Source organism: Cupriavidus necator N-1, assembly GCF_000219215.1.
GTDB lineage: Bacteria > Pseudomonadota > Gammaproteobacteria > Burkholderiales > Burkholderiaceae > Cupriavidus > Cupriavidus necator.
This window is the reverse complement of record NC_015726.1, coordinates 873227-892838: the sequence shown is the minus strand read 5'-3', so window position 1 is coordinate 892838 and position 19612 is coordinate 873227. Positions and strand designations below refer to the sequence as shown.

General features: G+C 66.1%; 18 protein-coding genes and 1 pseudogene. 14 read left to right on the top strand and 5 right to left on the bottom strand.

Annotated elements, in window-relative coordinates:
• Positions 1-590: 590 nt before the first annotated feature.
• The 4 genes and pseudogenes from CNE_RS04220 (at position 591) to CNE_RS04210 (ending at position 4556) form a co-directional block, all read left to right on the top strand.
• Entirely contained in the window at positions 591-1991 is a 1401-nt protein-coding gene (locus tag CNE_RS04220) for an MFS transporter (protein ID WP_013955905.1), read from the top strand.
• A gap of 200 nt (positions 1992-2191) precedes the next feature.
• Positions 2192-2842, top strand: a complete 651-nt coding sequence (gene upp, locus CNE_RS04215) for a uracil phosphoribosyltransferase (RefSeq protein ID WP_013955904.1) — start codon at positions 2192-2194, stop codon at positions 2840-2842.
• A 128-nt stretch (positions 2843-2970) separates the two neighbouring features.
• Positions 2971-3135 carry a DUF3149 domain-containing protein gene (locus CNE_RS39065; protein ID WP_013955903.1) on the top strand — a complete coding sequence of 55 codons (165 nt, stop codon included), beginning with the start codon at positions 2971-2973 and terminating at the stop codon, positions 3133-3135.
• A gap of 105 nt (positions 3136-3240) precedes the next feature.
• Positions 3241-4556 (top strand): annotated as a pseudogene (locus tag CNE_RS04210) (IS4 family transposase).
• Positions 4557-4606: 50 nt separating this feature from the next.
• Here the strand turns inward: CNE_RS04210 and CNE_RS04205 are convergent.
• Positions 4607-6133, bottom strand: a complete 1527-nt coding sequence (locus CNE_RS04205; protein WP_013955901.1) for a helicase HerA-like C-terminal domain-containing protein — start codon at positions 6131-6133, stop codon at positions 4607-4609.
• 228 nt (positions 6134-6361) lie between these two features.
• Here CNE_RS04205 and CNE_RS04200 point away from each other — a divergent pair, with 228 nt between their 5' ends.
• The 8 genes from CNE_RS04200 to rng all read left to right on the top strand — a co-directional run bounded on the left by CNE_RS04200 (position 6362) and on the right by rng (position 13807).
• Positions 6362-7087, top strand: coding sequence for a YebC/PmpR family DNA-binding transcriptional regulator (locus CNE_RS04200; protein WP_013955900.1), 726 nt, complete (start codon positions 6362-6364; stop codon positions 7085-7087).
• 84 nt (positions 7088-7171) lie between these two features.
• Positions 7172-8440: a phosphoribosylamine--glycine ligase gene (gene purD / locus CNE_RS04195; protein WP_010812906.1), complete on the top strand. Its 1269-nt coding sequence runs from the start codon at positions 7172-7174 to the stop codon at positions 8438-8440.
• A gap of 176 nt (positions 8441-8616) precedes the next feature.
• On the top strand, positions 8617-9528 hold the full coding sequence (hemF, locus tag CNE_RS04190; RefSeq protein WP_013955898.1) for an oxygen-dependent coproporphyrinogen oxidase: 912 nt from the start codon (positions 8617-8619) through the stop codon (positions 9526-9528).
• Between the two features lie 10 nt (positions 9529-9538).
• Positions 9539-10273: a nicotinate-nucleotide adenylyltransferase gene (locus tag CNE_RS04185; RefSeq protein WP_013955897.1), complete on the top strand. Its 735-nt coding sequence runs from the start codon at positions 9539-9541 to the stop codon at positions 10271-10273.
• A gap of 61 nt (positions 10274-10334) precedes the next feature.
• Positions 10335-11072 carry a ribosome silencing factor gene (gene rsfS, locus CNE_RS04180; protein WP_013955896.1) on the top strand — a complete coding sequence of 246 codons (738 nt, stop codon included), beginning with the start codon at positions 10335-10337 and terminating at the stop codon, positions 11070-11072.
• Between the two features lie 53 nt (positions 11073-11125).
• Positions 11126-11605 carry a 23S rRNA (pseudouridine(1915)-N(3))-methyltransferase RlmH gene (gene rlmH, locus CNE_RS04175; protein ID WP_011614787.1) on the top strand — a complete coding sequence of 160 codons (480 nt, stop codon included), beginning with the start codon at positions 11126-11128 and terminating at the stop codon, positions 11603-11605.
• Between the two features lie 33 nt (positions 11606-11638).
• Positions 11639-12253 carry a Maf family protein gene (locus tag CNE_RS04170; RefSeq protein ID WP_013955895.1) on the top strand — a complete coding sequence of 205 codons (615 nt, stop codon included), beginning with the start codon at positions 11639-11641 and terminating at the stop codon, positions 12251-12253.
• 87 nt (positions 12254-12340) lie between these two features.
• Positions 12341-13807 carry a ribonuclease G gene (gene rng / locus CNE_RS04165; protein ID WP_013955894.1) on the top strand — a complete coding sequence of 489 codons (1467 nt, stop codon included), beginning with the start codon at positions 12341-12343 and terminating at the stop codon, positions 13805-13807.
• Between the two features lie 58 nt (positions 13808-13865).
• Here the strand turns inward: rng and CNE_RS04160 are convergent, their stop codons facing one another.
• Positions 13866-14174, bottom strand: a complete 309-nt coding sequence (locus CNE_RS04160) for a hypothetical protein (RefSeq protein ID WP_013955893.1) — start codon at positions 14172-14174, stop codon at positions 13866-13868.
• Between the two features lie 273 nt (positions 14175-14447).
• On the opposite strand from CNE_RS04160, the gene CNE_RS04155 reads away from it, so the two are divergent.
• Positions 14448-14960, top strand: coding sequence for a hypothetical protein (locus CNE_RS04155; protein ID WP_013955892.1), 513 nt, complete (start codon positions 14448-14450; stop codon positions 14958-14960).
• Positions 14961-14972: 12 nt separating this feature from the next.
• On the opposite strand, the gene CNE_RS04150 is transcribed toward CNE_RS04155, so the two are convergent.
• A complete protein-coding gene (locus CNE_RS04150; RefSeq protein ID WP_013955891.1) occupies positions 14973-15563 on the bottom strand; it encodes a peroxidase-related enzyme in 591 nt (196 codons plus the stop codon).
• Positions 15564-15744: 181 nt separating this feature from the next.
• Between CNE_RS04150 and waaC the strand changes: the two genes are divergently transcribed.
• Entirely contained in the window at positions 15745-16731 is a 987-nt protein-coding gene (waaC, locus tag CNE_RS04145) for a lipopolysaccharide heptosyltransferase I (protein ID WP_013955890.1), read from the top strand.
• 58 nt (positions 16732-16789) lie between these two features.
• On the opposite strand, the gene msbA is transcribed toward waaC, so the two are convergent.
• Together msbA and CNE_RS04135 are read right to left on the bottom strand one after the other, a co-directional pair.
• Positions 16790-18520, bottom strand: coding sequence for a lipid A export permease/ATP-binding protein MsbA (gene msbA / locus CNE_RS04140; RefSeq protein ID WP_193351059.1), 1731 nt, complete (start codon positions 18518-18520; stop codon positions 16790-16792).
• A gap of 91 nt (positions 18521-18611) precedes the next feature.
• Positions 18612-19385: a glycosyltransferase family 25 protein gene (locus CNE_RS04135; RefSeq protein ID WP_013955888.1), complete on the bottom strand. Its 774-nt coding sequence runs from the start codon at positions 19383-19385 to the stop codon at positions 18612-18614.
• Positions 19386-19612: the final 227 nt, after the last annotated feature.

Here is a 19612-nt window from a genome sequence, read left to right as displayed (position 1 = left end):
CCGCATCCACGCTGACCGCACCTACGCCGTGCCTGGCAAGGCGCTTCGCCACCGGGCAGGGAGACGTGCATTCCCGCGCCGGCGCCATGCGCGCCACGCGCGGGAAAACCCCAAGGAGGGAAAACGCAATTCGGCCTTGCCCGCCAGTTTCATGTAGCTTACGCTGAACGATCATGTAGTGCGCACTACATGAGTGCCGCTAGGCCCGCAGCGGTGCCTCCCCGCACAAGGACGGCGCGCCGCAAGCGGCAGACGAGACAACAAAACTAAAAGATTGGCCCTTTACATCACCGGAAGCGCTGGCCCGGGGCTTGCATAGTTCCCCGCAGCGCCGACCGGGAGGCCGGGCCTGGACCAACCAAGGGTAGACAACAAGGAGTGACTATGTCGTATCAGAACCAAGCAGGTGTTGCGAGCGTGCTACCGGGTTAGTTCCAGCCTCGCCAATTGGAGTACTCACCACGTTTCGTTGCAATTCGGTGCGGTTGCCCCGGTGTGATCATCACGCATTAGTCAGTACCGTCTGGCCCTGCTTCGATAAACGTGTGCGTCCGAGTTCAAGAACCAGCCTATAAAGACAGGTAGACAACATGTCGTCATCAATTTCATCCATGGCAACCACGACCATCCCGGAAGTCACGCTAGGCTCGGCCCCACAGCCCAGCGCGCGGGGAGCATCGCCTCAAACCATCACGATCGAGCAAGGCATCCGCGCGGCCGGCGTCGGCCGGTTCCAGTATCGGCTCTTTGTCATCTTCGGCCTGGTCTGGCTGGCTGACGCGATGCAGGTGCTGTCGATCGGCTTCACCGCGCCGTCGATTGCGGCGACCTTCGGCATTCCCGTACCGACCGCTCTGCAGACCGGGACGATGTTCTTTGTCGGCATGCTGATCGGCGCATTCGTGTTCGGCCGACTGGCTGACAGGATCGGCCGCCGGCCCGTGCTGATGATGGCGGTGGTCATCGACGCCATCTGCGGTGTCGCTTCCGCTTTCGCACCGGACTTCCAGTGGCTGCTGCTGCTGCGCTTCCTGACCGGCATCGGCGTGGGCGGCACGCTGCCCGTGGACTACACCATGATGGCCGAGTTCCTGCCCTCGGACCGGCGCGGTCGCTGGCTGGTGCTGCTGGAGTCGTTCTGGGCCGTCGGCACGATCCTGCTCGCCATTCTTGCGCTGATCGCCGTGTCGCGAGGCGATGATGCCTGGCGGCTGATCTTCCTCGTCACGGGCATCCCCGCCCTGGTCGGCGTGGTCTTCCGGTTCTTTGTTCCCGAGTCTCCGCTCTACCTGAATAAATCGGGACGCTCGGCCGAGGCACGCGCGGTGCTGCAGCGTGTCGCCACCGCCAATCGCGTGTCCGTGGAAATCGGCAACCTGGAGCCGCAGCCGATGGAGCGCAAGTCGGTCTTTGCGCTGTTCGCGCGCGGATGCCGGCGCCGCACCATCTGCCTGCTTGCCGCCTGGGCGCTGATCTCGATCGCCTACTACGGCGTCTTCGTCTATCTGCCGGTCAAGCTGGCGGGCCAGGGCTTTGGCTTCATGCGTGGCCAGGTCTTCCTGATTGTGCTCGCGCTGGTGCAGCTTCCCGGGTTCGCGCTGGCCGCGCACGGCGTCGAGCGCTGGGGCCGCAAGCCGACGCTGATCGGCTTCCTGCTGCTCAGCGCGGCAGGTTGCATGCTCTATAGCCTGGGCCAGTCCACCGCGCTTATCGTCGGCTCGACCCTGCTGATGAGCTTCTCGCTCCTCGGTACCTGGGGCGCGCTCTACGCCTTCACGCCCGAGGTGTACCCGACCGACCTGCGCGCCAGCGGGATGGGCACTGCAGGCGCGATGGCGCGCTTTGGCGGCCTGTTTGCGCCTTCGATCATTGCACCGATCATGGCCAGCCAGTTCACCCTTGCCCTGGCGCTGCTTTCGTCATTTCTTGCCGTGGCGGCAATCGCCATCTACATGGTGGATATCGAGTCGAAGAATCGCGCGCTTGACTAGCGCAAGGCACCGCCGGCCGCTCCCGGCAGTTCAGGGAGCCCGCCGGCGGCTGGCGTGGGCGGGTCTCGAAAGCGAAGCCACGGGCAGGGCGGCCCGCTTCCATTACAATCCGGCTGCAACGGCGCGGCGCGCTGGTCCATCCGATCTCGCCGCCCGCTTCACCTGCTTGTCCCTACCCCGCCGAGCCCTCGCCGCCAGCCATGAAACAAGATCCGCGCTTTCCCAACCTGTTCATCCTCGACCACCCGCTGATCCAGCACAAGCTTTCGCACATGCGCGACAAGGAAACGTCGACGCGCACCTTCCGCGAACTGCTGCGCGAGATCACGCTGCTGATGGGCTACGAGATCACCCGCAACCTGCCCTTGACCACACGCCGCATCGAAACGCCGCTGGTAGAGCTGGAGGCGCCGGTGATCGCCGGCAAGAAGCTGACCATCGTGCCGGTGCTGCGCGCGGGCGTGGGCATGAGCGACGGCCTGGTCGAGCTGATCCCGTCGGCGCGCATCGGCCACATCGGCGTGTACCGCGACGAGCAGCACCGCCCGGTGGAATACCTGGTGCGTCTGCCTGACCTGGAAGACCGCAGCTTCATCCTGTGCGACCCGATGGTGGCCACGGGCTACTCCGCCGCGCACGCGGTGGAGGTGCTCAAGCGCCGCGGGGTCAAGGACGAGGCCATCACCTTCGTTGCGCTGGTGGCGGCCCCGGAGGGCGTGGAAGTGTTCCAGAAGGCGCATCCGGGGGTGAAGCTGTTCGTCGCCTCGCTGGACAGCCACCTGGACGGCGATGCCTATATCGTGCCGGGCCTGGGCGATGCGGGCGACCGCCTGTTCGGCACCAAGAACTGAGTGGTGCGGCGGCGGGCTGGCTTGCGCTTGACCGGCCTCAATAGTCCGCGCCACAGGGCTCCCTACACTGGCGGCAAGCGCCGGCGAGACCTCGCCGGCCGCCATCGCCAACGCAAAGGGAGCCAAGCATGGAAGCCTTCAAGATCCTGTTCAGTACCAGCACCGGCCTGATGAGCCTGGGCGTGATCGTCTTCATCATCGGCATGGGGTGGTTCTTTGCGCGGATGTTCGCGCGCAAGATGCGCGAGGACGCGGCAGCGGCCAAGGCGCAGCAACAGGCGCAGCGCCACTAAGGGAAAGGGCCGCATCGCGCGGTAATGCCGTTCAGTTAAGTCTGAACGGCATTTTTCTTTGCAGGGGTTGTAAACAAGGTGTCGAGCTGTTAACTTGCCGTTCCGATGCTATCGGAACAAGTCCACACCGCCCTTGAGCTTAGTGAGCCGGCCAGTTTTGCCCGGCTCAGCGAGCATCTGCCGATGGCATGGATCGAGCAGGCGCTGGCCGCCACGGGAACAGCGTCCGTTCGCCGGCGCCGACTGCCAGCAGAGCAGGTGGTCTGGCTGGTCATCGCGCTGGCGCTCTATCGGCACCAATCGATTCCCGATGTGCTGGAGACGCTGGACCTGGCACTGCCCAACGATGCCAGCGCCTGTGTCAGCAAGAGCGGCATCGCCCAAGCCCGCGAGCGGCTTGGAGACAAGCCTTTGTTGTGGCTGTTCGAGCAGACCGCACGGGCGTGGGTGGCTCAGGATGCTGCGCACTACAAATGGAAGGGCTTGGCGCTTTACGCCATGATGGCACCACCTTCCGCACTGCCGATAGCCCTGAGAATCGCCTGTACTTTGGCGCCCAGAGCTATGCCAGTGGCAAGGTCGCCAGCTATCCACAAGTCCGCGGTGTCTCGCTCACGGCTGTTCCTACCCATCTTGTTGCTGATATCGCCTTTGGCCGTTACGGCTGCAATGAGATGCTCTATGCCAAGCCGCTTATTGAGCGGATCCCGGATGATTCGCTGACGATCTTTGATAAAGGCTTTCTGGCCGCAGAGATCCTGTGGGGATTGCGCATGGGCGGCAGCGAGCGCCACTTCCTGATCCCAGCGAAAAAGAATCTGCAGTGGGAGCTGCTCTCAGGCAGTGCGGATGATGGCATCGTTCAGATGAAGGTCTCCCCTCAGGCTCGCCGCAAGAATCCAGCCTTGCCAGAGACCTGGACAGCTCGCGCGATCCGGGACGAGGAGTCAGAGCGCGTTCTGTTGACCTCGTTGACGGACCGTCGGCGCTTCAAGGCCGCCGATATCCTTGCGTGCTACCGGCGCCGTTGGGAAATCGAAACCAGCTATCGGGAACTGAAGCAGACGATGCTCGGGGCCGAACTGACCTTGCGCAGCCGCCAGCCTGAGGGCGTGCATCAGGAAATCTGGGGGGCACTGATTGCGTACAACCTGGTACGTCTGGAGATGGCCAAGGCTGCGCTCGAGGCTCGCGTCGAGCCTACCGACCTGAGCTTTGTGCTGGCCTTGCGCCTGATACAGGGCGAACTGACCTGGGCAGCCGGCATGGCCCCAGGCAAGCTGCCGGCCCATCTGCAGCGCATGCGGGCCAAACTTCAGTTGGCGATCGTCCAAAAACGACGGGGGCGTAAGTGCCCCCGTGTGGTCAAAGCCCTGCCTAAGCGCTACACCGTTCGGTTCCTCAGAAAGGACCTTAACTGAACGGCATTAACGCATCGCGCGGCCCTTTCCGTCATTCCGTCAGTCCGTCTTTACTTCTTCTTACCCAGCAGGCTGCCCAGCACACCGCGGATCAGTTCGCGGCCGACCTGCGACCCCACCGTGCGCGCGGCCGACTTGGCCATCGACTCCAGGATCGAATCGCCGCGGCCGGTCTTGCCGGTGCCCTTGGTCAGCGTGCCGAAGATCTCGCCGGCCGTACCGAGCCAGCCGCTGTCCTGCTCACCAGCGGGCTGCCCCGCCGGCGCGCCGCCAGCGCCCTTGCCGTTGCCATTGCCGGCCGTCGCCACGCTGCCGCGCAGCTTTTCATAGGCGGATTCGCGGTCCACGGTCTTCTCGTAGGTGCCCGCCACCAGCGAACTGGCGATCAGCTGCTTGCGCTCTTCCTCCGTCGCCGGGCCGATGCGGCTGCCCGGTGCCAGCACCCAGGCACGCTCGGTCACGCAGGGCGTGCCCTTGGCGTCCAGGAACGACACCAGCGCTTCGCCCACGCCCAGTTCGCTGATCGCGGTTTCCAGGTCCAGCCTGGGATTGGCGCGCATGGTGGTGGCAGCCACCTTGACCGCCTTCTGGTCGCGCGGGGTAAAGGCGCGCAGCGCATGCTGCACGCGGTTGCCCAGCTGGCCCAGCACGGTGTCGGGGATGTCGATCGGGTTCTGCGTGACGAAGTACACGCCCACGCCCTTGGAGCGCACCAGCCGCACCACCTGCTCGATCTTGTCGAGCAGCGCCTTGGGCGCATCGTTGAACAGCAGGTGGGCCTCGTCGAAGAAGAACACCAGCTTGGGCTTGTCCAGGTCGCCGGCCTCGGGCAGCTTCTCGAACAGCTCGGACAGCATCCACAGCAGGAAAGTGGCGTACAGGCGCGGCGCGTTCATCAGCTTGTCGGCGGCCAGGATATTGACCACGCCCTGGCCCTTCTCGGTCTGGATGAAGTCTTCCAGGTTCAGCATCGGCTCGCCGAAGAAGACATCCCCGCCCTGCGATTCCAGCGCGATCAGCCCGCGCTGGATGGCGCCGATCGAGGCGGCCGAGATATTGCCGTACTCGGTGGTGAACTGGCCGGCGTTGTCGCCGACGTACTGCAGCATGGCGCGCAGGTCCTTGGCGTCGAGCAGCAACAGGCCGTTGGCGTCGGCAATGCGGAACACCAGGTTCAGCACGCCCTGCTGGGTGTCGTTCAGCTCCAGCATGCGCGACAGCAGCAGCGGGCCCATATGCGAGACCGTGGCGCGCACCGGATGGCCCTTCTCGCCGAACACGTCCCACAGCGTGGTCGGGCACGCGCCCCATGCCGGCTCCGGCAGGTTCAGGTCGGCCAGGCGCTGCTTGAGCTTGTCGGACGGCTGGCCGGCCTGCGAGATGCCGGTCAGATCACCTTTGACGTCCGCCATGAAGACCGGCACGCCCAGGCGCGAGAAGCCCTGAGCCAGCGTCTGCAGCGTGACGGTCTTGCCGGTGCCGGTGGCGCCGGTGATCAACCCGTGCCGGTTGCCCATCTGCGGCAGCAGCACCAGTTCATGTTCGGCGTTCTTGGCGATGAGGATGGGGTCGGCCATGATGTTCCTGGGTTCCGTAAGCGTCTGATAGCGTCTGATGGGATCTGGTGGATCCGGGCGGCGCGGGCAGGCCCGCGTGATAAAATCCTGGGCTGATTATAGCCAGCCGCCAGGCATATCCGTCACCTGGCGCGCGCTGTCCGAGGGCTTTGCCACCCCGGTCACGGCGTGCATGGCGACCCCGCACAACATCACCGCAGATCACCGCATTCCGCTTCGGAGAGAATCATGGCCGGTCACTCGAAATGGGCCAATATCAAACACAAGAAGGCCGCCGCTGACGCCAAGCGCGGCAAGATCTGGACCCGCCTGATCAAGGAAATCACCGTTGCCGCCAAGCTCGGCGGCGGCGATGTCGACTCCAACCCGCGCCTGCGCCTGTCGATTGACAAGGCCATGGACGCGAACATGCCCAAGGACAACATCCAGCGCGCCATCCAGCGCGGCGTGGGCGGCATGGAAGGCGCCAACTACGAAGAAATCCGCTACGAGGGCTATGGCCTGGCCGGCGCGGCCATCATCGTCGACTGCCTGACCGACAACCGCACCCGCACCGTGGCCGAAGTGCGCCATGCGTTCTCCAAGCACGGCGGCAACATGGGCACCGAAGGTTCGGTGGCGTTCATGTTCACCCACTGCGGCCAGTTCCTGTATGCCCCCGGCACGCCGGAAGACAAGCTGATGGAAGCCGCGCTCGAAGCCGGCGCCGACGACGTCGTCACCAACGACGACGGCTCGATCGAAGTCACCTGCCCGCCCAACGACTTCTCGGCGGTCAAGGCCGCGCTGGAAGCCGCCGGCTTCAAGGCGGAAGTGGCCGACGTGGTGATGAAGCCGCAGAACGAAGTCAGCTTCAGCGGCGACGACGCGCTCAAGATGCAGAAACTGCTCGACGCCCTGGAAAACCTGGACGACGTGCAGGAAGTCTTCACCAACGCGGTAATCGAAGACTAAGCTGCAACAAGCCCCCATCGGCGGCGACCCGGACACAGCCCAGGCCGCCGCCTCTTAGTATGTGTTTCTTTTCTGGCAGTGATCATGAAAGTATTGGTTGTCGGCTCGGGTGGACGTGAACACGCGCTGGCCTGGAAATTGGCCCAGTCCCCCAAGGTGCAGGTGGTGTATGTCGCGCCGGGCAACGGCGGGACCGCGCTCGACAAGCGCCTGCAGAATGTTCCGCTGACCGACCCCGAGGTCATCGCCGCCTTTGCCGAGCGCGAGGGCGTGGCCTTCACCGTGGTCGGCCCCGAGGCCCCGCTGGCCGCCGGCATCGTCGATATCTTCCGCGCCAAGGGCCTGCGCATCTTCGGGCCCACCCAGGCTGCCGCGCAGCTGGAATCGTCCAAGGACTTCGCCAAGGCGTTCATGGAGCGCCACGGCATCCCGACCGCCGCCTACCAGACCTTCTCCGACGCCACCCAGGCGCACGCCTACATTGACGCCCAGGGCGCTCCGATCGTGATCAAGGCCGACGGCCTGGCCGCGGGCAAGGGCGTGGTGGTGGCGATGTCGCTGGAAGAAGCGCACACCGCGGTCGACATGATGCTGGCCGACAACAAGCTCGGCGACGCCGGCGCGCGCGTGGTGATCGAAGAGTTCCTGGACGGCGAGGAAGCCAGCTTTATCGTGCTGGTCGACGGCAAGAACGTGCTGGCGCTGGCCACCAGCCAAGACCACAAGCGCCTGCTGGACGCCGACGCCGGCCCCAACACCGGCGGCATGGGCGCGTATTCCCCCGCCCCGGTGGTCACGCCCGCGCTGCATGCGCGCGCGCTGCGCGAGATCATCCTGCCGACCGTGCGCGGCATGGAAAAGGACGGCATTCCGTACACGGGCTTCCTGTACGCCGGTCTGATGATCGACAAGGACGGCAACCTGAAGACGCTGGAATTCAACTGCCGCATGGGCGACCCCGAAACCCAGCCGATCCTGGCGCGCCTGAAGACCGACCTGGTCGATGTGATGGAGCACGCCGTCAACGGCAAGCTCGACAGCATCGAGCTGGACTGGGACCGCCGCACCGCGCTGGGCGTGGTGATGGCCGCCTACGGCTATCCCGACAGCCCGCGCAAGGGCGATGCCATCACCGGCATCCCGGCCGAGACCGACGACAGCGTGACCTTCCACGCTGGCACCACCCTCAAGGACGGCACCCTGCTGACCTCGGGCGGGCGCGTGCTGTGCGTGGTGGGCCTGGCCGACACCGTCAAGGCAGCGCAGCGCGCCGCCTATGCCGCGGTCGAGCAGATCCGCTTCGACGGCATGCAGTACCGGACCGACATCGGCTACCGCGCCATCAAGCGCTGATCCTTCCCGGCAAACGCCGTTCCGGCCGGCATGGCTGATCCGCCTTGCCGGCCAGCTTTGGACCCGCGCGCCCGGCCAGCGGCCCCAGCCGGTACAATCGTGACAACGTTGTGACGCACCCGGCAGCCGCCAGCGCTGCCGGACGCCGAGCCCGGTCCATCCGCTTTCCGCCAATCATGATCGATTCCCAGGCAGTCCGTGCCTATCTGCTCGGTCTGCAAGACCGCATCACCGATGCCATCGGTGCCATCGACGGCCAGCCGTTCCTGACCGACGCCTGGGAGAAACCGCCCACCGAACGCCTGCGCGGCAGCGGCCGCACCCGCATCCTGGAAGGCGGCGCGGTGATGGAGCGCGCCGGCGTGGGCTTCTCGCACGTGAGCGGCGACACCCTGCCGCCGTCGGCCACCGCCAACCGGCCGGAACTGGCCGGTCGCAGCTTCGAGGCCATGGGCGTGTCGCTGGTGTTCCACCCGCGCAATCCCTATGTGCCCACAGTCCATATGAACGTGCGCTGCTTCCTGGCGGTCAAGCCGGGGGCCGAGCCGGTATGGTGGTTCGGCGGCGGCATGGACCTGACGCCCTACTACGGCGACGCCGGCGACTGCGCGCACTTCCACCGCACCTGCCAGCAGGCGCTGGCCCCCTATGGCGACGACCTGTACCCGCGCTTCAAACAGTGGTGCGACGAGTATTTCTTCCTGCGCCACCGCAACGAGGCGCGCGGCGTGGGCGGGATCTTCTTCGACGACTTCTCCGCGCTGGGCTTCGAGCGCAGCTTCGCCATGATGCAATCGGTCGGCGACGCCTTCCTGGACGCCTACCTGCCCATCCTGCAGGCGCGCAAGGACACGCCCTACGGCGAGCGCGAGCGCGGCTTCCAGGCCTTCCGGCGCGGGCGCTACGTCGAATTCAACCTCGTGTTCGACCGCGGCACGCTGTTCGGCCTGCAGTCGGGCGGACGCGCCGAATCCATCCTGATGTCGATGCCGCCGCTGGTGACCTGGCGCTATGACTGGCAACCGGAACCGGGCAGCCCCGAAGCGGCGCTGTACACCGATTTCCTGCCAGCGCGCGACTGGGCCTGACGCCTGACCTATGGCCAATCCAGCGCAACACCGCAAGCCCGCCGCCGACGCGGGAGAACCGCCGCAACCGTCCGCCCGCCCCTATCGCCTGGGTATCCTTGGCGGCACTTTTGATCCCCCCCATGTCGGCCACCTGGCACTGGCGCGGCTGTGCATCGAACACCTCGGGCTGGATGAGCTGGTGTGGATTCCCACCGGCCAGTCGTGGCAAAAAGGCGACGACGTGACCCCTGCCGCCGACCGCCTGGCGATGACCGAACTGGCCGCCGCGGCGCTTGGCGACAGCGGCGCCAAAGTCCGCGTGAGCCGCATGGAAGTGGACCGCGCCGGCCCCAGCTACACCATCGACACGGTACGCCAGCTGCGCGCCGAATACGGCCCCGAAGCCTCGCTGTGCTGGCTGATGGGCGCCGACCAGCTGCTGCGCCTGCACACCTGGCACGGCTGGCAGGCCCTGTTCGAACATGTGCACCTGTGCACCGCCACGCGGCCGCGTTTTGAGCTGGCGGCACTGGAGGGTCCGGTGCTGGCGGCACTGGCCGAACGCCAGGCTGACACGCACCTGATACAATGCACGCCCTCCGGCCGGATGTGGATCGACCAGACGCTCGCCGTCGACCTGTCTTCCACCCACCTGCGCCAGCGGCTGGCAGCCGGCCAGCCGGCAGATGACCAACTGCCGCCCGGCGTGGCACACTACATTGCCAACCACGGGCTGTACCGCAACGCCCCGGCCAGGGCATGACCGGGGTTGCACCAATCCCGGCGCCCACCCCCAACCGATCTCAGCTGAACAAGAAGACACCATGGATATTCGTAAACTGCAACGCGCCATCGTCGACGGCCTCGAGGATGTCAAAGCGCAGGACATCAAGGTGTACGACACCAGCCACCTGACCGAACTGTTCGACCGGGTGGTGATTGCCAGCGGGACATCCAACCGCCAGACCAAGGCGCTGGCAGCGTCGGTGCGGGATACGGTGAAGGGAGCCGGCGGCCATATCGTGGCGGTCGAGGGCCTGGAAACCGGCGAATGGGTGCTGGTCGACTGCGGCGACGCCGTGGTCCACATCCTGCAGCCGCAGTTGCGCCTGTACTACAACCTGGAAGAGATCTGGGGCGACAAGCCGGTGCGCATGAAGCTGGCCACCGGCGGCCGCGGCCTGGCCAAGGCCAGCGAGCCGATGGACGAGGACGAGGACGAAGCCCCGGTGCGCACCGTGCGCCGCGCCAGCAACCTGCGCCCCGCGCTGGCCCGCCTGCCCGAAGGCATGAAGGAGCCGTCGCCGCCGATGGGCCATGAGGACACCGACGCGGACGCCATCGCCACCATCCGCAAGCCGGCCCGCAAGACCGCCACCAAGTCGGCAGCGACCAAGACCGCCGGCACCCGCGCCGCCGCGCCGCGCAAGACCGCTGCCGGCACCACCGCGCGCAAGACCGCGACCAAGACCGCGGTCAAGAAGGCCCCGAGCAAGACCGCTGCCAGCAAGACCGCAGCAGCCAAGCCGGCCGCGCGCAAGCGCACCACCCGCTCGGCCTGAGCCCCGGCGCACGGCCGCCAGGCGGCCGCGCAGCATGACCCGTCCTCTGCCCCATGCAACTGGTGATCGTGGCCGTCGGCCACAAGATGCCCGGCTGGATCGAAACCGGCTTCAGCGAGTACGCCAAGCGCATGCCGCCCGAGCTGCGCATCGAACTGCGCGAGGTCAAGCCTGAAACCCGCTCGTCCAGCAACAACGCCGCCACCGTGATGCAGCGCGAAGCCGCGCGCATCGAGGCGGTGCTGGGCTCGCTGTCGAAGCAGTGCCGCATCGTCGCACTGGATGAGCGCGGGCGCGACTTCACCACCGTGCAACTGGCCGCGCAGCTGACCGACTGGCAGCGCGAGGGCGGCGACGTGGCCTTCCTGATCGGCGGCGCCGACGGGCTCGACCCGGCCCTGAAAGCCCGCGCCAGCACCCTGATCCGGCTGTCCAGCCTGACCCTGCCGCACGGCATGGTGCGCGTGCTGCTGGCCGAGCAGCTGTACCGCGCCTGGTCCGTCACGCAGAACCACCCCTATCATCGGGCCTGATCCCGGCTGTCGCCGGAAGGCCCCTCCGCCGCGATGTCCGACACCCTGCACGACTATCTTTACCTCGCCTCGCAGAGCCCGCGCCGCCGCGAGCTGCTGACCCAGCTCGGCGTGCGCTACGAACTGCTGCTGGCCGATGACGACGAGGATGCCGAAGCGCTCGAGGCGGTCCAGCCCGGCGAAACCCCCGACGACTACGTCCAGCGCGTCTGCGCGCTGAAGGCAGAAGCCGCGCTGCGCCGCCGCGAACGCCGCGCGCTGCCCGATGCGCCGGTGCTGACCTCGGACACCACGGTCTGCCTGGGCGGCCGCATCCTGGGCAAACCCGCCGACGGCGCCGATGCCGCGGCCATGCTGGGCGCGCTCTCGGGCAGCACCCACCGCGTCCTGACCGCCGTGACGATCGTGTCGACCACGGGCATGCGGCATGCGCTGTCGATCTCCGAAGTCACCTTCCGCCAGATGCAGCCCGCCGAGATCGAGCGCTACGTCGCCAGCGGCGAGCCGCTCGGCAAGGCCGGTGCCTACGGCATCCAGGGCCGGGCGGCGGAGTTCGTGGAGCGGATCGCGGGCAGCTATTCAGGTATCATGGGCTTACCTTTGTTTGAGACGGCGGCGTTACTTCGCCAGGCTCATCTGCAGTTCTGAGCCGCGCCCTCCGTGCCCAGACAAGACCCGGCCCCCGCGCCGGGCCACCCTATACAGCCGGACCACCGGCGACGCGTTTCACCCGCTATGACTGAAGACATCCTCGTCAACATCACGCCCCAAGAGACCCGCGTCGCCATCGTGCAGCAGGCCGCCGTGCAGGAACTGCATGTCGAACGCACGCTGACGCGCGGGCTGGTCGGCAATATCTACCTGGGCAAGGTGGTGCGCGTGCTGCCCGGCATGCAATCGGCCTTTATCGACATCGGGCTGGAGCGCGCCGCCTTCCTGCACGTGGCCGATATCTGGCATCCACGCGACGCCGACCGCAACAATTCCACCCCGCAGCTGGCCATCGAGAAGACCCTGTTCGAAGGCCAGGCGCTGATGGTGCAGGTGATCAAGGACCCGATCGGCACCAAGGGCGCGCGGCTGTCCACGCAAGTGAGCATCGCCGGGCGCACCCTGGTGTACCTGCCGCAGGACCCGCATATCGGCATCTCGCAGCGCATCGAGGGCGAAGTGGACCGCGAGGCGCTGCGCAGCCGCGTGCAGGGCCTGGTGCCCGCCGACGAGCGCGGCGGCTTTATCGTGCGCACCATCGCCGAGGAAGCGACCGACGAGGAACTCGGCAACGATATTGCCTACCTGCGCAAGATCTGGGGCACGATCCGCCAGAACGCCACCACCCTGCCCGCGCCCAGCCTGCTCTACCAGGACCTGAACCTGGCCCAGCGCGTGCTGCGCGACTTCATCAACGACGCCACCGGCGTGATCCAGATCGACTCGCGCGAGAACTACCAGATGCTGCTGGAGTTCGCCAAGGAATACACCCCGGCGGTACTGCCGCGGTTGTCGCACTACACCGGCGAGCGCCCGATCTTCGACCTGTTCAATATCGACGCGGAGATCGAGAAGGCGCTGTCGCGCCGGGTGGACCTGAAGTCGGGCGGCTACCTGATGATCGATCAGACCGAGGCGATGACGACCATCGACGTCAACACCGGCGGCTACGTGGGCGCGCGCAACTTCGACGACACCATCTTCAAGACCAACCTGGAGGCGGCCCACACCATCGCGCGGCAGCTGCGCCTGCGCAACCTCGGCGGCATCATCATCATCGACTTCATCGATATGGAGAACGCCGAGCACCGCGACGCGGTGCTGTCCGAGCTGAAGCGAGCGCTCGCACGCGACCGCACCCGCATCACGGTCAACAGCTTCTCGCAACTGGGCCTGGTCGAGATGACGCGCAAGCGCACGCGCGAGTCGCTGGCGCATGTGCTGTGCGAGCAATGCCCGGTCTGCCAGGGCAAGGGCCAGGTCAAGACGCCGCGCACGGCCTGCTACGACATCCTGCGCGAGATCATGCGCGAATCGCGCCAGTTCAACCCGCGCGAATTCCGCATCCTGGCCTCGCAGGAAGTGATCGACCTGTTCCTGGAAGAAGAAAGCCAGCATCTGGCGATGCTGGGCGACTTCATCGGCAAGCCGATCTCGCTGCAGGTGGAATCGACGTTCCACCAGGAGCAATACGACATCATCCTGATGTGAAGATGCCGGCGCAGGCATGGAAAGGCCCGCTCACTGGCGGGCCTTTCTGCATTCTGGCCTAGGGCCGGATCACGACTTGCGGACTCACCACGAAGGCGGGTTCGGGCTGGTAGTACACAGCCGGCGGCGGCTGGTACACGACCGGCCGGTCCTTGCACTTGCGCTCTTCCTTGTACTCGCCGTTGTCTTTCCACTTGCGCTTGATCTTGCAGTTGCCGACCCAGAACTCTTCCTTGTAGTCGCCGCCCTTGTAGCGGCGCGCGTAGTGGTGATCGTCGTCCCAGTCGTCGTCGGCATGCGCGGCGGCGGAGATGGTGCCAAGGAGCACGGGCAATACAACGAGGGCAACAAGGGCGCGGGGCTTCATTCTGGGGGCGGCGAGCGATGGTTGAGGAAGGCTAGCACGCCGCATCCCGCATCTGTGTATCAAGCTGTTTACGAACGTAACCGCGTTGCAGCGCATTCGTCTGTCCGCTTGCGTCCGCCTCCTCACGGGCTCGGGGATGGTCCTACTCCAATTCCGTTTGCCATCCGCTATAACTAAGCTAGGGTAGTCAGCGGCATCCGCACGGATGCCGCGCCCGGCCTGCCGCCCCGATGCAAGGCGCGGCCCGGCCGGCAAGCAAGCGAGGAGTCCGGCATGAACGCCACGAACCATGGGGCCTGTCTGCTGGCCCTTCTGTTGTCGGTGGCGTGCGCGCCATTGCCGATCACCAAGCGCGCGCCCCTACCGCCGCCCGAGGCGAAGGGCGAAGCGGTCGCCGCTGCGCCCAAGGAGCGCGCCACCCCTATCGCGAACAAGACCATCAACATTGCCGCCGCCTGCAAGCGCACCGAGGAAGATGGCTTCCGCGAAGACGCGCTGATGGACGTCAGGGCCAACGAGGTGCGCGCACTGAAATGGAAGTTGTGGGTATCGCGGCGCGGCAGTTGCGAATTCAACCTGGCCGAGTTCCGCCAGGTCCGCGAGAGCCCGCACATCGAACTGCAGGCCATCGACGGCAGCCAGTGCAAGCTGCTGGTGTGGCAGGACCCGCGCCGCGTGACGCTGGCCCATAACCGCTGCGAGAAGCACTGCACGCCCGGCATCTACGAGCAGGCGTGGCCGGTGCTGTTCGATCCCAAGAGCGGTGCCTGCGCCGAGGTGCGCTGAGCCCCTGCGGCGTTACTTCGCTTTCGGCACCCGGCCCATCAGGTAGAACTCGTCGTTCGGGCGCATGCTGATCGTGTTCGCCATCCGGTTCGACAGGCCGAAGAACGCCGTGATGGCGGCAATATCCCAGGCATCCTCCTCGGAAAAACCGTGCTCGCGCAGCGCAGCAAAGTCGGCATCGCCCACTTCATGCGACGCCTTGCACACCTTCATCGCAAAGTCGAGCATCGCGCGCTGGCGCGGCGGAATATCCGCCTTCAGGTAGTTCACCGCCACCTGGTCCGCCACCAGCGGCTTCTTCTCATAGATGCGCAGGATTGCCCCATGCGCCACCACGCAGTACAGGCACTGGTTGGCACCGGAGGTCGCCACCACGATCATCTCGCGCTCGCCCTTGGTCAGGCCGCCCTCCTTGAGCATCAGCGCGTCGTGGTAGGCGAAGAACGCGCGGAACTCGTCGGGACGGTGCGCCAGCGCCAGGAAGACGTTGGGGACGAAGCCGGCTTTTTCCTGGACTTCCAGGATGCGGGCGCGGATGTCGTCGGGAAGGTTGGTCAGCGCGGGGATGGGGTAGCGGCTGATGGGGAATGACGTGTCGGACATGGTGGTCTCCTGTTGGATATGCGTCATCGATCGTGAGCTTCTGATGCAGATACTAACGGATCGGCATGGGTGTAGCGGGCGCCATGTCGCCCATGCATCGCACGGACACTTGTCTCCTGGATAAGGCATACTACGCACCTTCCGAACCAGGCGGGGCACACTGCCCGCCCTACTGTTCCTGATGAAACGTATTCTCATCGTCAAGCTGACCTCCCTCGGCGACATGGTGTTCACCCAGCCGCTCGTCGCGGACCTGCAGCGGGCCTTTCCCGGCGTCAAGATCGACTGGATCGCCGACTCATATTGCGCCGACGTGCCGCGCTGGAATCCGAATATCGAGCGTGTGATTTCCGCGCCGCTGCGCGGCTTCAAGAAGTCGCGCAATTGGGCTGGCTTGCGTGCGATCTTCAGTGCGCTGCGTGAACTGCGCCGCGAGAAGTACGATGCGGTGCTGGACGTCCACGGCGTCTACAAGAGCGCCATCGTGACCTTCCTGGCACGCACGCGCAATCGCTATGGCTACCCCGTGGCAGAGTTGGGCGAGAGCGGCGCTCGCTTCGCCTACAACCATGTGTTCCAGCCATTTGTCGAAGAAGATTGCGCGCGGCAGCGGATGCGCCGCGCCGTCAGCCGCGCCCTGAGCTATGAGCTGACCCGGGACATGGACTACGGCCTGGAGATGCCCGCAGACACGCCGGCGCCGGCCGCCAAGGGTCCGTACGCGATGCTGTTCCATGCCACCTCTAGCGAAGAAAAGAAGTGGCCGGTCGCCGACTGGATCAGCGTGGGCAGCGCGATCTCGGCGCGCGGGCTGCGCGTGCTGGTGCCCTGGGGCAACGACGCGGAGCGCAAGGAAGCCGAGACCATCGCCGCCAGCGTGCCCAACGCCGAAGTGATGCCGCGCCTGAGCATCACCGGCGTGGCGCAGATGGTAGGCAAGGCATCGCTGGTGGTTGGCATGGACACCGGCTTCGTGCATATCGCCGATGCGCTGCGCCGCCCGACCGTGATCCTGTTCACGACCACGTCGCGCCACCTGTACGGCGTCGATGCGCCGGGCCGCGCGGTCTCGCTGGGCGGCGGCGGCGTGGTGCCGCGGCGCGATCAGGTGCTGGCTGCCATCGATGAAGTGCTGGGCGTGCAGCCGCCCGTCACCTCGCCAAACTGAGCACGCAGGAAACGACAAAGGCCGGCGCAAGCGCCGGCCTTTGTCGTTGGTACGTCCGTTACCGTTGCTGCGTCGCGAACTGGATCCGGTGCAGCCCGGCGTACAGGCCGTTGGCCGCCAGCAGCTGCGCGTGCGTGCCCTGCTCCGCCACGCGGCCGTGGTCCAGCACGGCGATGCGGTCGGCGTTCTCGATGGTGGACAACCGGTGCGCAATCACCAGCGTGGTCCGGCCCCTCATCAGTTCCTCCAGCGCCGCCTGCACCTGGCGCTCCGACTCCGAATCCAGTGCCGAAGTGGCCTCGTCCAGGATCAGGATCGGTGCGTCCTTGTACAGCGCCCGGGCAATCGCCAGCCGCTGGCGCTGGCCACCGGACAGCTTCATGCCGTTGTCGCCGATATTGGTGTTCCGGCCCTCCGGCAGCCCCTTGACCGTTTCCGTCAGGTAGGCGGCCGCCAGCGCGCGCTCAACGCGGGCCATGTCGATCTCGCTATCGGATTGCGCGCCATATGCCACATTGGCGGCGACGGTGTCGTTGAACAGCACCACGTCCTGGCTGACGAAGGCAATCTGGTTGCGCAGGTCCTTCAGCGACAACTCAGTCAGCGGCGCGCCATCCAGCAAGATGCGCCCGGCAGTGGGGTCGAAGAAGCGCGGCACCAGGTTGACCAGCGTGGTCTTGCCGCTGCCCGACGGGCCCACCAGCGCCACCACCTCGCCCGGACTGACGCGCAGGTCAATGCCCTCCAGCGCTGCGCGGGACGCTTCACCGTAGCGGAAGCCGACTTGCTCGAAGGCCAGCTCGCCACGGGCACGACCCAGCATCTTGCCACCGTCCTGCGGCTCGATCGGTTCATCGATCAGCCGGAAAATCATCTCGGCTGCGGTGATGCCGCGCGTCAGCGGCTGGTTGATGTCGGTCAGGTGCTTGAGCGGCGAGATCAGCAGCAGCATCGCCATCACAAAGCCGGTAAAACCGCCCACCGTGGTCTGGTTGGCCTGCGCCTGCACCATCGCAATGGTGATGATCACCGACAGCGCCAGCGCAGCCAGGAAGGCCGTGACCGGCTGGTTCAACCCGCCGGCAACCGCCATGCGCATCGAGTAGTTCTTGAGCCGCTCGGCCACGGTGCGGAAGCGGCCCATCTCGTAGGCTTCGCCGCCATGCAGCTTGACCACCTTGTAGCCGCCCACGGCCTCTTCCACGACATAGGCAGCGTTGTTGGTAAAGGCCTGGTGATCGCGGTTGAGCTTGCGCAGCCGGCGGTTGATCTTCGACATCAGGTAGCCGATCACCGGCAGGATCACCGCCACGATCAGCGTCAGGCGCCAGTTGGTATAGAAGAGATAGATCAGCAGCGCGACAACCGTCAGCGAGTCCCGCACCAGCGTGATAAAGACGCTAGTCAGGATCTGCAGCACCTGGTTGACCTCGAAGATCACGGCATTGATCAGCGAAGCCGCCGTGTTGCGGTGGAAGAACGACGCCGGCGCCTGCAGCAGGCGCTCGAACATCTGCAGGCGCATCTTCAGCAGCACGCGGTTCGAGATCAGGTTCAACAGGTAGCCCGAGGCAAACTGCGCCACGCCGCGGATCAGGGCCACGCCGGTCAGGATCGCGGGGACATGCCACAGCGTGCCGGCGTAGTCGCCGCCGAAGCCCTTGTCGAGCAGGTCATTGACGACCTTGGGGATCACCCCTTCGCTGCCCGCGACCACGGCCATGGCGAGGATAGCGCCGATGAAGATACGTAACTCGGGGCGCAGGTAAGACCAGAGCCGGCTGGCCATGCTGGACGGCACGGCGGCACCTGGCGAAATGGGCGGTTTGGATGTGGTCACTGATATTTCTTGTGTGTGGAGGCGACGTGCCGGCCCGGCGCTAGCCCGGCCGCTTCTGCCGGGCTACCCGAAGGAAGGGCCTGACGATGAGCTGGAACAGGAAGCGCTGATAGACGTAGCGGCGCAGATAATAGCCGATGCTGCGCTGAGCCTTGTCGGTGGCGTCCAGGTCGGCGCGATGCGTTTCGAGCGACGAGGTCTCGGCCAGCTCGGTCAGGCCAATGCAATATGGCACCACCGCACTGACCGACACCAGACCCTGTTTTTCAAAGGCCGACCAATAGTCGGCCGCGCACCACAGCGGCTGCAGGCCGGCCAGCAGCCGCTGCGCTGCGGCGCGCGTCACCACGTAGCCGTGCGCGAGCCACCATTCGCCGTAGCGCCTGACCAGGCGTCGCTCGCCGCCAAGCCTGCGCGCACCCCAGCGGGTGTACTTGTCGACATGGGACAGCAGCACCACCTCGGCCCGGTCCGGATCCAGGCGTGACTCGAGGTCGGCCAGCACGCTTGCGAGGTCGGGGCCGAGCGATGCATCGTCCTCCAGCACCAGCGCGAAGGCGGCGCCGTCGTCCAGCATCTTGCGGTACACGCCAAGGTGGCTCAATCCGCACCCCACCTCGCCCCGGCTCATGGGGCGGTAACGCGCGGCGGCGGCGGCGGCATCGTACTTGCTGGCCACTTCCTCCTCCGCCAGCACGCGGCCATCCACGGCCCGGAACACCTGGAACGGGATACCAAGGCCCGCCAGCTGGCCGGAGATGCGCTCCCGGCGCTCCCGCGCGGTGTCGAGATTGATGACGTAGGCGCCGATCATACGGCTAGCGCCTGCGCGTCCGGTCTTGCCCGGATTGCAGCCGGCAAGAGAGAGGCCAATGCTGCACGCGCAGGCAGAAAGAAGACTTCTTCCATCCCGGCAGAACGGGACAATTGTGCTCGTATCATCAATTTGAGAATCAGGAAACGGCCCGCGAGCCGACTCGATCGCATCAGGGTGCGCGAAGGGCGCCATGCGCCAGTGCGGTAGAATACGCGGTCTCGATC

Excerpts from the sequence above, each read along its gene's own strand:
- CNE_RS04220 (WP_013955905.1), top strand. The coding sequence starts at position 591 with ATGTCGTCATCAATTTCATCCATGGCAACCACGACCATCCCGGAAGTC.
- upp (WP_013955904.1), top strand. The coding sequence starts at position 2,192 with ATGAAACAAGATCCGCGCTTTCCCAACCTGTTCATCCTCGACCACCCG.
- CNE_RS39065 (WP_013955903.1), top strand. The coding sequence starts at position 2,971 with ATGGAAGCCTTCAAGATCCTGTTCAGTACCAGCACCGGCCTGATGAGC.
- CNE_RS04205 (WP_013955901.1), bottom strand. The coding sequence starts at position 6,133 with ATGGCCGACCCCATCCTCATCGCCAAGAACGCCGAACATGAACTGGTG.
- CNE_RS04200 (WP_013955900.1), top strand. The coding sequence starts at position 6,362 with ATGGCCGGTCACTCGAAATGGGCCAATATCAAACACAAGAAGGCCGCC.
- purD (WP_010812906.1), top strand. The coding sequence starts at position 7,172 with ATGAAAGTATTGGTTGTCGGCTCGGGTGGACGTGAACACGCGCTGGCC.
- hemF (WP_013955898.1), top strand. The coding sequence starts at position 8,617 with ATGATCGATTCCCAGGCAGTCCGTGCCTATCTGCTCGGTCTGCAAGAC.
- CNE_RS04185 (WP_013955897.1), top strand. The coding sequence starts at position 9,539 with ATGGCCAATCCAGCGCAACACCGCAAGCCCGCCGCCGACGCGGGAGAA.
- rsfS (WP_013955896.1), top strand. The coding sequence starts at position 10,335 with ATGGATATTCGTAAACTGCAACGCGCCATCGTCGACGGCCTCGAGGAT.
- rlmH (WP_011614787.1), top strand. The coding sequence starts at position 11,126 with ATGCAACTGGTGATCGTGGCCGTCGGCCACAAGATGCCCGGCTGGATC.
- CNE_RS04170 (WP_013955895.1), top strand. The coding sequence starts at position 11,639 with ATGTCCGACACCCTGCACGACTATCTTTACCTCGCCTCGCAGAGCCCG.
- rng (WP_013955894.1), top strand. The coding sequence starts at position 12,341 with ATGACTGAAGACATCCTCGTCAACATCACGCCCCAAGAGACCCGCGTC.
- CNE_RS04160 (WP_013955893.1), bottom strand. The coding sequence starts at position 14,174 with ATGAAGCCCCGCGCCCTTGTTGCCCTCGTTGTATTGCCCGTGCTCCTT.
- CNE_RS04155 (WP_013955892.1), top strand. The coding sequence starts at position 14,448 with ATGAACGCCACGAACCATGGGGCCTGTCTGCTGGCCCTTCTGTTGTCG.
- CNE_RS04150 (WP_013955891.1), bottom strand. The coding sequence starts at position 15,563 with ATGTCCGACACGTCATTCCCCATCAGCCGCTACCCCATCCCCGCGCTG.
- waaC (WP_013955890.1), top strand. The coding sequence starts at position 15,745 with ATGAAACGTATTCTCATCGTCAAGCTGACCTCCCTCGGCGACATGGTG.
- msbA (WP_193351059.1), bottom strand. The coding sequence starts at position 18,520 with ATGGCCAGCCGGCTCTGGTCTTACCTGCGCCCCGAGTTACGTATCTTC.
- CNE_RS04135 (WP_013955888.1), bottom strand. The coding sequence starts at position 19,385 with ATGATCGGCGCCTACGTCATCAATCTCGACACCGCGCGGGAGCGCCGG.